General features: G+C 37.9%; 19 protein-coding genes. 6 read left to right on the top strand and 13 right to left on the bottom strand.

Annotated elements, in window-relative coordinates; all coding sequences use genetic code 11:
- Positions 1-144: 144 nt before the first annotated feature.
- Positions 145-990 (bottom strand): VOC family protein, encoded by an 846-nt coding sequence (locus tag AC6F34_RS13785; RefSeq protein ID WP_500773101.1) that lies wholly within the window; start codon positions 988-990, stop codon positions 145-147.
- A gap of 150 nt (positions 991-1,140) precedes the next feature.
- Between AC6F34_RS13785 and AC6F34_RS13780 the strand changes: the two genes are divergently transcribed.
- Entirely contained in the window at positions 1,141-1,707 is a 567-nt protein-coding gene (locus tag AC6F34_RS13780; protein ID WP_500773099.1) for a hypothetical protein, read from the top strand.
- Between the two features lie 202 nt (positions 1,708-1,909).
- On the opposite strand, the gene AC6F34_RS13775 is transcribed toward AC6F34_RS13780, so the two are convergent.
- The 3 genes from AC6F34_RS13775 to AC6F34_RS13765 all read right to left on the bottom strand — a co-directional run bounded on the left by AC6F34_RS13775 (position 1,910) and on the right by AC6F34_RS13765 (position 3,249).
- Positions 1,910-2,224: a DMT family transporter gene (locus AC6F34_RS13775; protein WP_500773097.1), complete on the bottom strand. Its 315-nt coding sequence runs from the start codon at positions 2,222-2,224 to the stop codon at positions 1,910-1,912.
- Positions 2,225-2,572 carry a DMT family transporter gene (locus AC6F34_RS13770; protein WP_500773263.1) on the bottom strand — a complete coding sequence of 116 codons (348 nt, stop codon included), beginning with the start codon at positions 2,570-2,572 and terminating at the stop codon, positions 2,225-2,227.
- A 62-nt stretch (positions 2,573-2,634) separates the two neighbouring features.
- Positions 2,635-3,249 carry a TetR/AcrR family transcriptional regulator gene (locus AC6F34_RS13765; protein ID WP_500773261.1) on the bottom strand — a complete coding sequence of 205 codons (615 nt, stop codon included), beginning with the start codon at positions 3,247-3,249 and terminating at the stop codon, positions 2,635-2,637.
- A gap of 110 nt (positions 3,250-3,359) precedes the next feature.
- Here AC6F34_RS13765 and AC6F34_RS13760 point away from each other — a divergent pair, with 110 nt between their 5' ends.
- Positions 3,360-4,286 (top strand): EamA family transporter, encoded by a 927-nt coding sequence (locus AC6F34_RS13760; RefSeq protein WP_500773095.1) that lies wholly within the window; start codon positions 3,360-3,362, stop codon positions 4,284-4,286.
- 19 nt (positions 4,287-4,305) lie between these two features.
- Here the strand turns inward: AC6F34_RS13760 and AC6F34_RS13755 are convergent, their stop codons facing one another.
- The 9 genes from AC6F34_RS13755 to AC6F34_RS13715 all read right to left on the bottom strand — a co-directional run bounded on the left by AC6F34_RS13755 (position 4,306) and on the right by AC6F34_RS13715 (position 11,731).
- Positions 4,306-4,941, bottom strand: coding sequence for a hypothetical protein (locus AC6F34_RS13755; RefSeq protein WP_500773093.1), 636 nt, complete (start codon positions 4,939-4,941; stop codon positions 4,306-4,308).
- Positions 4,938-5,672, bottom strand: coding sequence for a hypothetical protein (locus AC6F34_RS13750; RefSeq protein ID WP_500773091.1), 735 nt, complete (start codon positions 5,670-5,672; stop codon positions 4,938-4,940). Before AC6F34_RS13750 ends, AC6F34_RS13755 begins: the two co-directional genes overlap by 4 nt.
- The gene (locus tag AC6F34_RS13745) at positions 5,641-6,552 is read right to left on the bottom strand and encodes an ATP-binding cassette domain-containing protein (protein WP_500773089.1); all 912 of its coding nucleotides are present in this window, start codon (positions 6,550-6,552) and stop codon (positions 5,641-5,643) included. The genes AC6F34_RS13750 and AC6F34_RS13745 overlap by 32 nt, the downstream gene beginning before the upstream one ends.
- A complete protein-coding gene (locus AC6F34_RS13740; RefSeq protein ID WP_500773087.1) occupies positions 6,549-6,926 on the bottom strand; it encodes a GntR family transcriptional regulator in 378 nt (125 codons plus the stop codon). The genes AC6F34_RS13745 and AC6F34_RS13740 overlap by 4 nt, the downstream gene beginning before the upstream one ends.
- A 370-nt stretch (positions 6,927-7,296) precedes the next feature.
- Positions 7,297-9,021, bottom strand: coding sequence for an ATP-binding protein (locus AC6F34_RS13735; protein WP_500773085.1), 1,725 nt, complete (start codon positions 9,019-9,021; stop codon positions 7,297-7,299).
- Positions 9,022-9,221: 200 nt separating this feature from the next.
- Complete coding sequence (locus AC6F34_RS13730) at positions 9,222-9,737, bottom strand: YbaK/EbsC family protein (protein ID WP_500773083.1); 516 nt, start codon at positions 9,735-9,737, stop codon at positions 9,222-9,224.
- Between the two features lie 86 nt (positions 9,738-9,823).
- A complete protein-coding gene (locus tag AC6F34_RS13725; RefSeq protein ID WP_500773081.1) occupies positions 9,824-10,927 on the bottom strand; it encodes a DUF2812 domain-containing protein in 1,104 nt (367 codons plus the stop codon).
- Positions 10,914-11,249 (bottom strand): PadR family transcriptional regulator, encoded by a 336-nt coding sequence (locus AC6F34_RS13720; RefSeq protein WP_500773079.1) that lies wholly within the window; start codon positions 11,247-11,249, stop codon positions 10,914-10,916. The genes AC6F34_RS13725 and AC6F34_RS13720 overlap by 14 nt, the downstream gene beginning before the upstream one ends.
- A gap of 104 nt (positions 11,250-11,353) precedes the next feature.
- The gene (locus tag AC6F34_RS13715; protein WP_500773077.1) at positions 11,354-11,731 is read right to left on the bottom strand and encodes a hypothetical protein; all 378 of its coding nucleotides are present in this window, start codon (positions 11,729-11,731) and stop codon (positions 11,354-11,356) included.
- 100 nt (positions 11,732-11,831) lie between these two features.
- On the opposite strand from AC6F34_RS13715, the gene AC6F34_RS13710 reads away from it, so the two are divergent.
- The 4 genes from AC6F34_RS13710 to ade all read left to right on the top strand — a co-directional run bounded on the left by AC6F34_RS13710 (position 11,832) and on the right by ade (position 16,351).
- Positions 11,832-12,167, top strand: a complete 336-nt coding sequence (locus AC6F34_RS13710) for a hypothetical protein (protein WP_500773075.1) — start codon at positions 11,832-11,834, stop codon at positions 12,165-12,167.
- Positions 12,168-12,479: 312 nt separating this feature from the next.
- Entirely contained in the window at positions 12,480-14,051 is a 1,572-nt protein-coding gene (locus AC6F34_RS13705) for a Vga family ABC-F type ribosomal protection protein (RefSeq protein ID WP_500773073.1), read from the top strand.
- 92 nt (positions 14,052-14,143) lie between these two features.
- The gene (locus AC6F34_RS13700; protein WP_500773259.1) at positions 14,144-14,596 is read left to right on the top strand and encodes a nucleoside deaminase; all 453 of its coding nucleotides are present in this window, start codon (positions 14,144-14,146) and stop codon (positions 14,594-14,596) included.
- A gap of 18 nt (positions 14,597-14,614) precedes the next feature.
- On the top strand, positions 14,615-16,351 hold the full coding sequence (ade, locus tag AC6F34_RS13695; protein ID WP_500773071.1) for an adenine deaminase: 1,737 nt from the start codon (positions 14,615-14,617) through the stop codon (positions 16,349-16,351).
- The last annotated feature ends 101 nt before the right edge of the window (positions 16,352-16,452 follow it).

Here is a 16,452-nt window from a genome sequence, read left to right as displayed (position 1 = left end):
TATTACATAGTGAACAAAGAAATAGGGTTTATAAACCCAACTCTTTCTTTTTGATCTGAAACTCGAATTTTTGATCTTAAATCACTTAAACATGATCTCAAATTCTTTTTCTACACAATAATAGAGACGGTCGCCCGCCTCTATTTAAAATTGTATCAATATTCCAGAAGGATCTTTCACATTGAATAGCGAAGCTTCTTCCTTGACGTCGAATCCCATCTCTTTAAGTCGTTCTTTTGCTTGGAGTCTTTCTTTTTCACTCGGAAACGATAGGTGAAAATAACTCATTCCTGCACTATTCTCACTTGGTGGCTGCGCACCTACTCCATTCCATGTATTTAACCCGATATGGTGATGATAATCTCCTGTCGAGATGAATAAAGCTTGTGAGCCGTAATTAGCGACAATATTGAAACCTAAGCCATCTAGATAAAATGACTTTGTTTTCTCAAATTCCGCTACATGTAGATGGATATGACCCATGATTGTTCCAGAAGGAAGCTTACTAAAAGGTTCTTCATTCCATTCGGACAGCACGCCTTCTACATCCATCGGTTCTGTGATCATCTTCACTTCACTTTTATTCCAGCTCCATGTTTCCTTTGGACGATCTGCATAAATTTCAATCCCTATTCCATCTGGGTCCGCAAGATAAAGGGCCTCACTTACGCCATGGTCTGATGCCCCTTGAACCGGATAGCGCTTATCAATAAAATGGCGGATGACTGCCGCTAAGTCTGCTCGACTCGGTAATAATAATGCCAAATGATACAACCCTGTTTTTCTGTTTTCCTTCGGCAATACCCCGTTCGGCTGCTCTAATGTAATCAGTGCATTTTGACCATCTGCAGCAAGTTCTACATATTTTTCTTTTTGATTTATAACTGATAAACCTAACATATCCTCATAAAATGCGATGGAACGATCGATATCAGTTACGATTAAATGCACCTTAGTTGCATAGGTTGTCGTTGAATCATGAAATCCCATATTTAGCTCTCCTCTTTACTTACTTTTTGTAAGTAATTATATTTTAATAACTTAACTATGTCAACCTTTCAACCTTTTCCCATTTTATTTTGAATCATTCATCCCTAAATGGTTACCATATGGAAGAGGAATTATGCGGAGGGTTTTATAATGACAAAAGAAGCCTATTGGGAATTGCTTGAAACTAAAAATGCAGAACTATCCCAATTATTCACAGATTATTGGCTGGAGTATTCTAGCTTTTCGACTTGGCAGTTTTGGGTGAACCTTGCCCTTTTTGTTATTCCACTAATTATTGTATATATCAAGGTAGATCGTGAAAAAATCTTTGAAATTTTCTTTTTCGGATTTGGCGTTCACCTTTGTTGGACTTATATCGAGATTATTCTAGCAAGGAGCACAGAATTTTGGCATCCATATTTCCTTGCACCGATTTTGCCGTTTGCTCTTAATTTAACAGCGGCTTTATTACCTGGCGTATTCCTCCTTGTTTATCAGTATACATTGCATAGACAAAAGAACTTCTACCTGTATTGTGTCATTGCTTCGGCAATCTTAGCATTTGGCTTTGCTCCAATCGAGCATGCAATCGGCTTAACAATATTCGGAGACAATATGAATTATTTCAAGATTTTCCTCGGCAATTTTGCTGCCGTTTTTCCAGCCTATTGGTTAACCCTTTTTGTAAAAAGAATGCATAAAAAAACAGGCTCTTAAGCGAGAGCCTGTGAGATCGTAGTACTTTTTGATAATAAGAGTAACCCTCAGAATGTCTTGAAAACGCTTGTCAGACTAGGCGTGCGGTCGAATGAAGCCCCGACTAGAACACACGGTTCATGAGCGGACTTTGATGCCAAACAACGACGTATGCGAGCGTTTGTCAACAGTCTGACAGGCTCTTAAGCGAGAGCCTGTCCCTTTAGCTTACTGCTTTTAATCCTGCTACTCCAATGATAATAAGAATGAGACTGACGATTCGCTGCATGCTTTTTGATTCAGAAAACAAAAACATACCGATTAATACTGCGCCTGCCGTTCCAATTCCGATCCAAACGGCATAGGCAATACTTAATTGTAAATATTGAAAAGATTGATATAAGAATAAAAAGGATAAGCCGAAGCCACCGATAAACAATCCACCGTTTTTCATTGTCCGGTTCCCACTATATAGCTTTAATCCATATACACCAACCACTTCACACGCAGCTGCGATTAATACATATAACCAACCCATTTAAACAAGCTCCTTTCTTTGATTCTCTTCATTTTGATCAGCTAACTTTAACCCAATAACCCCTAAAGCGATTAGTGCAATAAAGAGCACTTTTAATATGTTTAATGCACCATCAAAAATCAAGACATCCATTACCACTGTACCAACGGTTCCTACTCCAGCAAAAATGGCATAGACTGTCCCGGTTGGTAAACTTTCACACGCTTTTGATAAGAAATAAAAATCAACAGCTATCAGGCCAACAATCATTGCCCAATGCCACCACATCGACGCTACATTAAAACCAAATACCCACAATAGCTCTACGATACAAGTAAGAGCCACATAAAACCATGCTTTATTCATGATGTTTCCCCCTATATAATATGAATGATTATCAGTCATTTTTGTTCCAAAAGAAAAAGACGATGCTATCGCCCCTTTACATCTAGTGCGTGTTGCATAAAATCTAAAACAGAAGCCATTTGACGCTCAACCTCTTCTTCTGTTGCTTGTTTATAAAGATAGACTTGCTCTGCTGCAGATTCAATCAAGCCAATAACAAGTTTTGACATATCTTGCGAATCCATTGATGATCGTATAAATCCGTTCGTCTTTGCTTGCTCAAGAACGTTTGCAACATACGAATACAAAGGATCATATACTTCTTCCCATTCTTTTATATGCTCAGAAGAGGCAAGTCCAGCATAAACGAGTGCTAATACTTCACGATAATCATTTGTAAATACGAAAACTGTTTTGACAAGATCCTCTAACTGATCAAGAAATATTCCTTTTTCATGAAAAGTTTGTTTGACCTTCTCCATTTCAATTTCGACGAGCTTTTCTGCAATCGCAGGCATAACCGATAGTTTAGAAGGAAAATACAAATAATACGTTCCTTGTGCTATGCCAGCAAGCTTAACTATATCTGAGATTTTCGTTTTCTCAATCCCTTTATCCCGAAAAACTTCAATTGCTGCTTCGATGATTTTCTCACGTTTATCGATGCAAACCACCTCATTTAATGACTGAATATCATTCATTTTATCGATCTTTCTTATAAATGTCAATCCCAATCACATTTTTTTATTGACAGTCACACTTTAAGACATGTAAGCTATGGAAAATTCTATCACATTTAAGAGGAAAATTTATGGCATCATTAAATCGAAAAAAAGGAATCATACTCGTTTTAACTGCTGCACTTCTATGGGGTGTATCAGGCACTGTTGCTCAGTTCTTATTTCAGCAGCATTCATTCACATCTGAATGGCTCGTTGTCGTACGTTTATTATGTTCGGGTATCTTGTTTTTACTCATTGCTTTCAGAAAACAGCGCTGGAACGTTTTAAACATCTGGCAATCAAAATACGATGCTTTTCAAATCGTTATATTTGGTTTATTTGGTATGCTTGCCGTTCAATATACTTTTTTCGTTGCGATCCAACACGGCAATGCTGCAACGGCAACAGTATTACAATACTTAGCACCTGTGATCATCACTTCATTTGTAGCTTTACGCGCAAGAAGGATGCCATACAAAAAGGAATTCGCTTCCGTATTTTTAGCAATCACGGGGACATTTTTGCTCGTGACAGGTGGTAGCTTTCAGTCACTCTCCATCTCAATCGAGGCAGTTGTTTGGGGCATAGCTTCCGCTTTTGCACTTGCATTTTACACCTTATACCCGCATCGACTTCTTGCAAATTGGGGGTCTGTGATTGTCACTGGATGGGCGATGCTCATTGGTGGTGTTGTGCTAGCCATCATCTTTCCACCGTGGAATTTTGAAGGTGAATGGACTCTTGTATCCATTGCAGCAACACTTTTCATTATCATCTTTGGCACACTTATCCCTTTCTATTGCTATTTAGAAAGCATGAAATACATCACCCCTACCGAAACCGGCATCCTCGGCTGTGCAGAACCACTATCCGCAGCCATCATCGCAGTTGTCTGGTTAAACGTCCTCTTCGGACTCGGGGAATGGATGGGAACACTATGTATTTTAAGCACGATTTTCATCCTTTCTATAAGGAATAGAGCAAACGATTCTCTAGCCCAAAAAGGTGCAAGCTGACGCTTGCACCTTTTTTCGTTTAATGGTTCGCTAGATCGATTGTAACTCCTGTTGTTGATTCAACTTTGATCGACTTTGGTACCTCGAGATAAAGAACTGGATATCCTGATTGGCTACCGCTGGACATATCCAAACCATTGATCAACGACGGTTTCGTCAATTGATCCGAATCTAATTGCTGATAAGGCATTTCTAATATTATCCGCATTTCCTCGGTCATCACTTTTGGCTGAATGAGTTGATCCGTTACATCTGCTCCATTTATTTCGATAAATGCTTTATATAATGTAGCCGATACGATTCCGTCATCTTCTTCCTTCCGCTCCATAATGACCATAAGTTGACCATAGCTATCTTTCGTATCTACTAAGAAAGGACCTTCCGTTACTTCAAATGTCCATTCACCTTCGATATAACTTGGATCAATTTGATCGAATTCACCATTGCTGATTAACGGATACAATATCGGTCGTTTATAGTCTTCTGTTGATTGAACAGGGGAGAACATCATAATTGCAACACTTACGAGTAGCGCTCCTAAGTACACTCCAGCCAGCCAATGAGTGAACTTCAATTCTGTCTTTTTAAAACGAGTTAATCGAAAGAACATGAAGGTACAACAAACCAATAAAATCAATACTGCTATTTCAATCATCGTTTGACCTCCAGTTTCGAAAAAATTGACGATGCAATACTAAATAGTAGCGTACTTATAGCTACTGAAATCAGCATAAAAGCTAGAAGCGTAGATTCAAAAAAGTAATACTTAAAGAAACTTGATACGACACTCTGTTGTGAAACTAAAATATTAAAAAGAACAAAGATTAGAACAGGTACGGCAAACATTAACACTTTATGAATCTGAACAAGTGATCCAACAAAATATGAAAAAGCTCCAATTACAAGAAGATAACAAAATATAATAAGGAGATAACTAAAACCTTCCGCAATTGTCATATGGTTTGAATAAAGTCCTAGTGAGCTGCTCGTTAATATCTTAACAGCCCATATTAGAAAATTAGATGCTAGCACTAGTATCGCAGCAAACCCTGAAACCGTTAGTAAAAAAAGAATGGAAGAAACACTACTAGTGAGTCTATTCGTAACAAAGGAAAAATCCTCTTCGCGGTTTGTTTTCAGCGTTACCGTAATTCCCGTTACGAACATCCATAAAAATGTAAAGGCCATCACAATATCTGAATTATACAATCTCACATTGTATTGAACCCATAACGATGATCCTCCTACTGAAGAGCCAATAAGTATAACAGTAAAAAGGATTCCGATTAACTGCATACCGACTAATGAACTATAAATATCAATATACGACTTTAGTTTAAAGGTATATTGCTTTTTAATATGTTTCATCAACTGTGGCATAGACATCTTCGATTCCCCCTTTCGTTGCTCCTGTTAAGTACATGCTCATTTCGCTGCTTGGTACTTTTGAGAGTTGTAGACCAGTAAGTCTTGCATTTTCTGCGATTTCTTGTGTGAAGTTATTGATGACGACTGCATATTTCATATGCGCATTGATTGATCGTTGGTGAAGAAGTTGTTTTCCACTTAGCCATTGATCCACCGCTGCTGATGGTCCCTGTACAGCCATTCCATACTCTTTAAAATCGTCCATCTTCATATGAAGCTTGACGTTGCCACCGTGCAATATGATCACGTCTTCTAATAAATTTTCAACTTCGTTCATGTGGTGACTAGAGATAATAATCGTTCTTGGTGCAAGCAAATAATCCTTCATAAGCGCACGATAAAAATCGTTTCTAGTTGCATGATCCATCCCAGTTGTCGGTTCATCAAAAATGGTCAGTGGGCATCGAGATGCAAGCCCAACAATCATATTAAATGTACTCGTTCTCCCTTTTGAAAGCCGATTATGATAGCCTGTCGGATCGAAAGAGAAATAATCGAACAGCTTCTTTGCAATGTCCATATTCCAATTCGGGTAGAAATGCTCACCCGCTTCTAAAATCTCACTAAGACGCAATGACGATGAAAAACGCATTTGATCATCAACAAAAATCGTTTTCTCTGAAACTGTAAGACTTTCAACCGGGTTTTCACCAAAGACTTCTATGCTTCCTGATGTTGGCTTCGTAAACCCAGCGAGCATTTTTAACAAGGTCGTCTTCCCCACACCATTCCTACCAACAAGTCCTGTTAATGCGTTTTCTTTTATTTCCAAGTCCAAATGATTCAGAATCTGCCGCTTAAAATAGGATTTCGTTACATCTTTGCAGCTAACAATCATCCTTCATTCTCCCCTTCGTCTAAAATCATGCTCCACAATTCTTCCTTCGTTACATTCAGGCGATTGGCTTCGATCACTATGTCTTGAACTAGCTTCTTTAACGTCTCATTTTTTCTTTTGTTCATAATTCTCTCCTTCGCCTGTTCGGATACAAACATTCCTAGTCCTCGCTTTTTGAACAACACGCCGTCTTCCACTAGTAGAGCCAAGCCCTTAGCGGCCGTTGCGGGATTGATTGTATACATCTCAGCTAATTGGTATTGGGAGTAGATTTTATCTCCATTTGAAAAATGTCCATTTAAAATTTCAGTTTCGATCCATTCTGCAATTTGTACGTAAATAGGTTTTGGACTATTAGGATTTAAGATGACCATCGCCTCCTCTCTAATATAGTGCATTACTGTTGTAATGTACTATATAATAAATTCCACATTTTATCAATAGGGAAGAATAAAAAAACACTCATAAGCGTCATAAAGTTGACGATTATGAGTGTTTGAGATTGTAGTACTTTTTGATAATAAGAGAAACCCCTCAGAATGTCTTGAAAACGCTTGTCAGACCAGGCGTGCGGTCGAATGAAGACCCGAATAGAACACACGGTTCATGAGGGGACGAGTGAGACAAACAACGACGTATGCGAGCGTTTGTCAACAGTCTGAAACACTCATAAGCGTCATAAAGTTGACGATTATGAGTGTTTGACTATTACGTAAAGAATAAGCTTTACGGTGTTCATTTTGCTTAATTTCTTTTAGGGAATAACAATGTAACAACTGTTCCCCAGTGTTCTTTGCTTTTCACAATCATTTCACCATTGTTTTCTTTCATTAGCTTTAAACAAATTGTTAGACCAATGCCGGTCCCTTTTTCTTTGCTTGTATAATAAGGTTCACCAATTCGGCTTAGCCTCTCCTTGTGAATTCCCTCTCCATTATCCAAAATTCGAATGCGGACAAAGGTCTGCTGTTCATCAAGGATGATTTTAATTCTTCCTTCTTTCGGAATTGCTTCTAAACTATTTTTAATAATATTAATGATTACCTGTTTAAAATGTGCTTTGCCCATTGAAAGGGTAGACTTATTTATCGTTCGCAAATCGACTTCAATTGCTTTATTTTGTTCAATTGCCATCGCTTGGAACAACAGTTGAATATTCTTCAATTCACCACAAGCCTCTATTGAAAGTTCAGTCTCGTCATCACCCTCAGTCGATTCAGGTTTACCTAATATCAATAGCTCTTTTAACACTTGATTAATGCGATCAATCTCATCCAATAGAATTACCTCATACTCAGGTTCCTCATTCTTTTCCTTCATCAATTGGATAAAGCCACGTATTGTAGTCAAAGGGTTACGGATTTCATGAGCTACACTAGCCGCCATTTCCCCGATGACCTTCATCTTTTCTGAAGAAAGGAGAATTTGTTCGTTTTGCTTTTGTTCGGTCACATCAATCCCAAAATAGATTTCAAATCGTTCTCCATTCTTTTGGTGAAGCTTCTTCCTCCCCCATAAAATGTAATACAGCTTCCCCTTTAAGTTCATATATCGGAATGGTTCATCTCTCCCGCGCAGCATCTCATAATGTGCTGACAGATTAGAAAAATCCTGATTAAGTAAGGCCGTTGACTCGATCGCAACTAAGTCACAAAATGCTTCATTCACTTTAACAATTTCATTCTTTTCATTTTTCACAAGAATAAAATTTGGGTTAATATTCATAATAGCTTCCAGTAACTCGCTTTGCTTTTTCAGACTACTGTTCATCTTATTCATCTGATGTGCCTGCAATGTGAAGAACGCCAAGTATAGGATAATCGCCGCAACAACTGAATTAAAGCTAGAAAAGAACAATGGAATAAAAGCAAAACCACTAAGCACACCATTTAAAAAGATAATTAGTGCCGCGATGATGAGCTTAAAATAAAAATGCTTATATGGACCATCCTTTAACTTAATTGTGAAGAAGAAAAGCACAAGTGTATGCACAAATACGAGCAATACATTTATGATAAATAATACATTCAGTGGTCCATACAACGGCAACCAATGTGAAGGTGCAATAAACCCTTCACTTTTCAGCACATATGTTTCCACACCAAGTGATGTAAAGTTTATAAAATACACGACAAAGCTAAAAATTAAGATAAAAATAAATACGATACGATTATAAAGAAGACGAGCTACGTGATTGGCGCTATACTCCTTAATAATTGTATAGGTAAAGTAATACATGATTGGCATGATCATAATCGAACCGATTCGGAAAAATCGGAAAAGATGATCCATTTCATGCATTTCTAATAAAACATCTGTATATAATATCGCTACATCAATCTGCCAGAATGACAACATCATTAAAAAAATAGATAATGCTTTAGCGATTGACGTCTTTGCATAGATTAAAATTGAAAATGAAATGATAAGTGGAATCATCGAAACTGTCAGCAATACTATAAATTCCACTATAAACTCCTCCTAAAAAACATATGAATTAAAAACTAAATATTACCAGTTAATGTATAATATATTTGAATAATTTCATGTAAATGGAATAATAATTATCTCACATATTAGATAATCTGGTAAATGGATTTCATTAGGAAGAACGTTATTTGGAGAAAAACAACATAAAGGCGGTGCTAATAGTGTGCACCACCTTATCGTTACTTATTTGAAACGATCACTTCTTGATCGTTTACAGTTGGTTCTTGCCAACCCTTGCAAACATCAACCCACTCTTGTGCATTTGAGTACTGAACTATTTCATCACATGTTAACTCAATTGCAGAGTTGTTGCTCCCACATGCGGGAAACAATGTATTAAACCTTTTCATTGAAACATCAACATAGACAGGCAACGGATTTTTCAAACCAAATGGACAAACACCACCAACCTTATGTCCTGTATACTCGAATGCTTCATCGGCAGATAACATTCTTGCTTTTAACCCAAACTTTTCACGGAACTTTTTATTATCAATCTTTACATCACCAGCTGCCACAACTACAATTGCCCCGTCATTGTTCCCACGAAAGGTTAGCGTTTTAGCGATCCTTGCTGGTTCTACTCCTAGCACATTTGCTGCCTGCTCAACCGTTGCACTCAACTCATCAAACTCTAGGACGTCCTGATCTCGCCCCCATTTCTTTAAATGGTTCTTCACCGCTTCAATTGACATCATAACACCCCATTACGTATGTATTAAAAATGATAATACCACCATTTTTTTAACACTTGCAAGGGTTCGTACATTAAAGTAAAGAATTATTTTGTTATTCGAAAGTAGTAACGCCAGCTTTTTGTGAGAAGCCATATTAATTGGAGCATAAGCACTCCAATCAGAACCATACTCCATCCGTGAATCATCGAAACATTACCTAACGTTGAAAATACCAGATAGCCATACATGAAGACCAATGGCATAAACAGGATTGAATAGGTGATGGAGACTCTTCTTCTATGGCGCTTCATATACTCCCTTTCATAGAACATAGGCTTCTCATCATTTTCAGCATACCCCTTCCTCCAAATCGACCAATTTTGCCACATCATTGAATTTGTAAACATGAGCTCCCAGCCCGATTCTTTATGCATGTCATAATAAGATTCAGAAGACATATTTTGATAATCTGCATGGTAAGATACAAGCCGACCATCTCCTTTTTTAAATGTAAAAGTGTTGCCTATCCGATTGACCTTTACTAGTTGATTTCCTAGCCGTTCTTGTTCTTCTAACCATCTTTCCAATTTATCTGGTTCATAAAACCAACTAAATTTTCGTTTTAGAATTGGCGTATATGCTTCGTTTTCAACAGGGACTTCCTCGTTGCTGAGATCACGATTTGTTCTTGTAATTTTTATGATCGATAGAATAGCTAGAATAACAAGTAAAAGAACAAGAAATCCAACCGAGTAGGTAATCCACCAAAACGGACTTTCCACCCTATTGATGGGAGCATCAGAAAAAAATGCATAAGTGAATAGGGTGATCGGCATAAGAAGATTGATACATGTAAAAACGAGAAAAGCGAGAAATCCATACATATGAAGGCGATTTCTCTTTAAAATCCCATCCCGACTGGGCATTGTCTTCTGTAAGCTTTGCGGAGCTTCATTGCTTATAAACACCCACTTTCCCGTAGTAAAGAGAACACTCCACCCATCTTTCATTAAAGTTGAAGGAAGTGACTGAGAATGCTTGTCATGTACAATTCGGATGGTACGTGTGGAATTTGATCCTTTTTCAAAGTGGAAAATCCTCTTTAAAGAATCTACACTTTTCACTTCATATCCATGTTCTGCCATATCCTCAAGCCAGCTTTCCGTTTTCTCAACATCATAACTCCAAAATGGGTTAAATTTCTTCATCTTGGAACGCCTCCTCGTATTTTAATACGTTTTGATGGACTTCCTTTAACCGATCTATTTCAGCTCGAATGATTGCTTTTCCTATTGCTGTGATCTCATACAGAGTTCTCCGTTGATCATCAGCAAATACGACAATCATTCCGTCCTTTTGCATTTTCGTTAATGTGCCATAAACAGTCCCAGACCCTAGCCTCAACCTTCCTGTTGATAGTTCCTCTACATGCTTGATGATTCCATAGCCATGACGAGGTGTTGACAATGACAATAAAATATAAAATGCGGTTTCTGTCATTGGAATATATTTTTTAAAAAGCTTCTCCATCTACTCAAATCTCCTTACTATGTCGCGCTGTGATATATCTTATTTAGAATATATCACAACGTGACATAGTAAGCAAAAAAAAAAAAACGAGTTTACACTCGCTTTTAAGGTAACTTCAAAAAATACTCTCGAAACTCTTCTGGTAGCTCTTCTACATGGATGATTTTTAAACGATTCGTTCCTGGTGTCGTTTTTAAAAGATAAGTTCTATCTTCAAATTCAACTAAGGTGATCGATGAGATTCTTTCAGCTGAATGTGATAATTCGTTTATGTATTCAAAATCCTCTTCTGAAAAATCACCGCTAGATTCATTGACCATATACGATTGGACCTTCTCATAATCATCAGCAAACCGAACCTTTTGATACAATTCTACAGAATTTTTTGGTGTAGAGAATACTAAATACCAAACGGAAAATCCAATGATTAGTGCGAAAAGGATGAATGATAATGCAATCTCTTTTCTTGTAAACTTATTCAATTGAAACCCTCCCCCTGCTTCTTTCCCTTTTGCAACGATCATAAACGCTATCGGACAGACATATGTATTGAGTATGTGCTTAAATAGGAGGTTTAAAACGATGAAAAAATTGTTATTGCCTATTGCTTTATTCGCAATCCTTTCTGCTACATTTTTTCTCGAACATCAATTTACGGAAAATGAACTTACTGAAGACCGAATAGGAGATTATCCTTATATCCCATATGCAAACGAAGAAGAAGTTGATGCGAGCAGTGACACCAATTCTATCGATATAATCATTCCTGAGTTGGAACTTCAACTTGTGAACGAACATATAGAAGATGGCTACCTAATTGAAACATACCAGCAATTCGAGATCTACCGAAACGAACGTAATGAAATCATAAAAGCAGAACCGACTAAGCACTATGAATACTTAAGATATAAGCAATAAACAAAAGACAAATACTGTCACATTGACATTCTCTCTTTTATAAGATAACGTATATATTATCAATAATGCGAAAGGGTGAATTTGTCCACAATGAAGTACTAATCCTATTTTTTAGAAAACTTACAATTGAAGCGAAAGAAGAAACCACAGGCTACTCCTGTCTATTTCTTGTTCCTTCAATCGATGTTTTCAGAATAGGATTGGCTTCATGGAGGACATTAGGGACTATTCCCTATTTTTGCATACACCCATGCCTCCTATTCTGAACCAAGATAGGAGGCTTTTTTAGTCTCCAAAAAGGGAGATGATTTCATGAATTTATTTGAAGCAAGCAATTTGAAAGTATATATAAAAGACCGACTTCTGCTTGATATAGAGCGACTTGCAATTCCACGCTCAGCGAAAATCGGCATCGTCGGAAAAAATGGCAGCGGCAAAACAACACTGTTAAAAGCTTTAACAAGCCAGCATCCAATTGATGGTGGGCAAATCCAAGTGAATGCCACATACAGTTTTCTTCCACAGCTAAAACGTACCGACACGGTGAAAAGTGGTGGAGAAGTCACCCAGGACTATATTAAAAATGCACTCCAAGAAAATACGGAAGTCTTCTTTGCTGATGAGCCGACAACCAATCTAGATACATCGCATATCGAATGGTTGGAGAAGATATTCACTAGCTGGAAAGGCGCATTTGTTATTGTTTCTCATGATCGAGCTTTTCTAGATGCTGTGTGCACTACGATATGGGAAATAGCTGACGGTTCATTAACTGTGTATAACGGCAATTATTCTTTCTATACTCAACAAAAGGCTTTGAAAAAGCAGCAGCAAGAAGATGCTTATGATAAGTATGAGCAGAAGAAAAAACAGTTGGAAAATGCTTTGATGGAAAAACAGCGAAAAGCCGAACGCGCGACAAAAAAGCCAAAAAACCTCTCTTCATCAGAGGCCAGAATAACGGGGACAAAACCGTATTTTGCAAAAAAACAAAAAAAGCTTCAACAAGTAGGAAAGGCGATGGAAACTCGTTTAGATAAGCTCGAAAAGGTTGAAAAACCAAAAGCTGAAACAAAAATCAAAATGAGCCTTCCTAATGAAAAAGCATTTAAAAATAAGATAATGATCCGTGCCGAGAATAGTATCGGAAAGATTGAAAATCGTATGCTATGGAAGAAGTCGAGCTTTCATATTCGAGGAGGTGACAAGGTCGCACTCATTGGGCCTAATGGAAGTGGTAAGACAACGCTCATCAAAAGACTTCTAAGTGAAAAAGGCGGCTTCTCCATTTCTCCTGCTGTGAAGGTTGGCTATTTTAGTCAAAATCTAAATGTGTTGGACACAGATAAATCAATCTTAGAGAATGTACAGTCGACTTCTATTCAAGAAGAAGACTTTGTTCGTACGGTCTTGGCGCGACTCCACTTTAAGCGTGATGAAGTATATAAGCCGGTTCATGTATTGAGCGGAGGCGAAAGAGTGAAGGTTGCGCTAGCTAAATCATTTGTAAGTGATATCAACACGTTCATTCTCGATGAACCAACGAATTATTTAGATTTAGATGCAGTTGAAGCACTTGAGTCCCTGCTTTCCGATTATGAAGGAACCGTTATTTTCGTCTCACATGATCGTCGTTTTATTGGAACATTAGCAACAAAAATCATTGAGATCAAGGATCAGAATCTCTATGTGTTCTCTGGGACACTTGGCGAATATGAAAACTCTTCTAAAACTGAAGAACGTGACCATAAAGCAGACGATCTCCTTGTAATCGAAACGAAAATTACAGAAGTGCTATCAAGATTAAGCATCGAGCCATCAGATGCATTAGAAAAAGAATTTCAATCTTTGTTAAAACGAAAGCGACAGCTTACAAATATATAAAGAATTTTTCGTTCAATTTAGCTCAACTCTTTATGAATATGCTATAGTAATAAAAATTAAAAAAGGGGTGGACTAAGTTGGACGTTTCTTTTATGAAAAATGCGATTGATCTCGCCACTCAAAATGTATTGACTGAAAAAGGCGGACCATTTGCTGCGGTGGTCGTTAAAAATGGAAAGGTGATCAGCACTGGATGTAATCATGTCACAACCCATAATGATCCAACTGCCCATGCTGAGATAGTAGCCATCAGGAATGCTTGCCATACATTACAGTCATATCAATTAACAGATTGCGAACTTTACACAAGTTGCGAGCCATGCCCAATGTGTTTAGGTGCCATTTATTGGGCAAGACCAAAAGCCGTCTATTTCGCTAGCACAAAAGATGATGCTAGACTTGCCGGTTTTGATGATGCATTTATTTACGATGAAATCCTACTACCCCACAACCAACGTAAAATCCCAATTTCCAGACTATATTTTGAAAATTACAACATTCCGTTTACGACGTGGAATTCTTTTGCGAATAAGGTAGAATACTAGCAAAAGGGAGGTTGCTTCATGAACAAACAATCATTAGAAAATCGCATACATGTTGCATCTGGTCAAAAACCAGCTGATTTAATCATAAAAAACGGAAACATCCTCGATGTGTTTAATGGTGAATGGATCCAAATGGATATAGCCATTAAAGATGGCTATATAGCTGGCATAGGAGAATACGCAGGTGCAAATGAAATCGATGCCAAAGGAAAATATATCGTCCCTTCCTTCATTGATGGGCATGTTCATATTGAATCCTCAATGGTACCTCCAGCAGAATTCGCAAAAGTACAATTGTTACATGGGGTAACCGCGATTATTTGCGATCCACATGAAATTGCCAATGTCTCAGGAGCAAAGGGCATTCAATTTATGCTAGATTCTGCCCGTGATGTTCCTTTTGATTTCCACTTTATGCTACCTTCCTGTGTTCCAGCAACATCTTTTGAACACTCCGGAGCAACTTTAACTGCCGAAGACTTGCAGCCTTTTTATGAACATGAATTGGTTCATGGGCTTGCAGAGGTAATGAATTATCCTGGAGTTGAGAACACAGAACCAGATTTAATTCAAAAGATCCTTGATGCAAAATTAAGAAATAAAAAAATTGATGGTCATGCTTCTGGGCTATCAGGAAAGCAAATCGATGTATATACAACGGCAGGCATTAAAACCGACCATGAATGCACGACAGCCGAGCAAGCTTTAGAACGCATCCGTAAAGGGATGTATGTGCTGATTCGAGAAGGTACTGTTGCAAAAGAATTAAAGAGAGTCATAAAAGCTGTAACAGAGCGCAATGCAAGACGGTTTTTATTCGTAACCGATGATCGCCATCTTGACGATGTCATAGATGAAGGCAGCATTGATTATATAGTAAGACTTGCAATTGAAGAAGGTATTGACCCGATCACAGCGTATCAAATGGCCTCATTAAATGCGGCTGAATGCTATGGTTTAGAAGAAAATGGCGCCATTGCACCAGGGTATAAGGCAGACTTCTTATTCGTAAGTGACCTAAATGAAGTGTCGATCAACGCTGTATTTAAAAACGGCAAGTGCGTGGTGAAAAACGGGTCATTGGTATCCTACCCAGAACTCCCCCAGTTAGAGCCTGTTGGTTTAACGGGTTCCGTACATTTGCCTGAGCTCACATCAGCACAGTTGCAAATACCTATTATTGACGGCACAGCTACAATTATTGAAGTCATTCCAAATAGCTTGATCACAAAGAAGAGATTCGAAAATGTTTCAGTATCTGCAACAGGTCATTTTGTTTCTTCCATAGAACGTGATCAGCATAAAATGGCTGTCATTGAACGCCATCACAATACAGGAAATATTGGACTAGGCATCGTTCATGGAATCGGCATGCAAAACGGGGCCATCGCAACAACTGTTGGCCATGATTCCCATAATTTAATCGTGACAGGAACCTCTGATGAGGACATTCTTTTTGCAGCAAAAACGATTGGAGAAATGGAAGGCGGACTTGTTGTTGTTCAAAACGGCAAAGTACTCGCTAAACTACACCTTCCAATTTCTGGGTTACTATCACCAGCGCCCTATATGGACGTCTACAGAAACTTAAAAGAAATTGACATCGCACTCGAAACAGTCGGTGTAAAAAAAGGCTTCAATCCATTTTTAACACTAAGTTTCCTTGCATTGCCCGTCATTCCAGACATCAAGTTAACAGATATCGGCTTGTTTGACGTTACAACATTCAAACATATACCAGTATCAGGAGATTAACAATATGAAAAGCCAAGAACTAAAAAGATTTCTTGGCTTTTATTTCTATGGTGGTAGGGATTATCTAGAAAAGTGTTGATTTCGCTCTAGAGTTGTTGATA

Source organism: Niallia sp. CD-39, assembly GCF_059874745.1.
Note: the sequence above shows the minus strand (reverse complement) of the source record. Positions and strands in the feature narration are given on the sequence as shown.

What these genes read in the sequence shown, in the direction of transcription:
- AC6F34_RS13745 (WP_500773089.1), bottom strand. Translation starts at nt 6,552, where the DNA reads ATGATTGTTAGCTGCAAAGATGTAACGAAATCCTATTTTAAGCGGCAG.
- AC6F34_RS13755 (WP_500773093.1), bottom strand. Translation starts at nt 4,941, where the DNA reads ATGATTGAAATAGCAGTATTGATTTTATTGGTTTGTTGTACCTTCATG.
- AC6F34_RS13710 (WP_500773075.1), top strand. Translation starts at nt 11,832, where the DNA reads ATGAAAAAATTGTTATTGCCTATTGCTTTATTCGCAATCCTTTCTGCT.
- AC6F34_RS13765 (WP_500773261.1), bottom strand. Translation starts at nt 3,249, where the DNA reads ATGAATGATATTCAGTCATTAAATGAGGTGGTTTGCATCGATAAACGT.
- AC6F34_RS13740 (WP_500773087.1), bottom strand. Translation starts at nt 6,926, where the DNA reads ATGGTCATCTTAAATCCTAATAGTCCAAAACCTATTTACGTACAAATT.
- ade (WP_500773071.1), top strand. Translation starts at nt 14,615, where the DNA reads ATGAACAAACAATCATTAGAAAATCGCATACATGTTGCATCTGGTCAA.
- AC6F34_RS13700 (WP_500773259.1), top strand. Translation starts at nt 14,144, where the DNA reads ATGAAAAATGCGATTGATCTCGCCACTCAAAATGTATTGACTGAAAAA.
- AC6F34_RS13750 (WP_500773091.1), bottom strand. Translation starts at nt 5,672, where the DNA reads ATGTCTATGCCACAGTTGATGAAACATATTAAAAAGCAATATACCTTT.
- AC6F34_RS13705 (WP_500773073.1), top strand. Translation starts at nt 12,480, where the DNA reads ATGAATTTATTTGAAGCAAGCAATTTGAAAGTATATATAAAAGACCGA.
- AC6F34_RS13730 (WP_500773083.1), bottom strand. Translation starts at nt 9,737, where the DNA reads ATGTCAATTGAAGCGGTGAAGAACCATTTAAAGAAATGGGGGCGAGAT.
- AC6F34_RS13775 (WP_500773097.1), bottom strand. Translation starts at nt 2,224, where the DNA reads ATGGGTTGGTTATATGTATTAATCGCAGCTGCGTGTGAAGTGGTTGGT.
- AC6F34_RS13780 (WP_500773099.1), top strand. Translation starts at nt 1,141, where the DNA reads ATGACAAAAGAAGCCTATTGGGAATTGCTTGAAACTAAAAATGCAGAA.
- AC6F34_RS13720 (WP_500773079.1), bottom strand. Translation starts at nt 11,249, where the DNA reads ATGGAGAAGCTTTTTAAAAAATATATTCCAATGACAGAAACCGCATTT.
- AC6F34_RS13725 (WP_500773081.1), bottom strand. Translation starts at nt 10,927, where the DNA reads ATGAAGAAATTTAACCCATTTTGGAGTTATGATGTTGAGAAAACGGAA.
- AC6F34_RS13785 (WP_500773101.1), bottom strand. Translation starts at nt 990, where the DNA reads ATGGGATTTCATGATTCAACGACAACCTATGCAACTAAGGTGCATTTA.
- AC6F34_RS13760 (WP_500773095.1), top strand. Translation starts at nt 3,360, where the DNA reads ATGGCATCATTAAATCGAAAAAAAGGAATCATACTCGTTTTAACTGCT.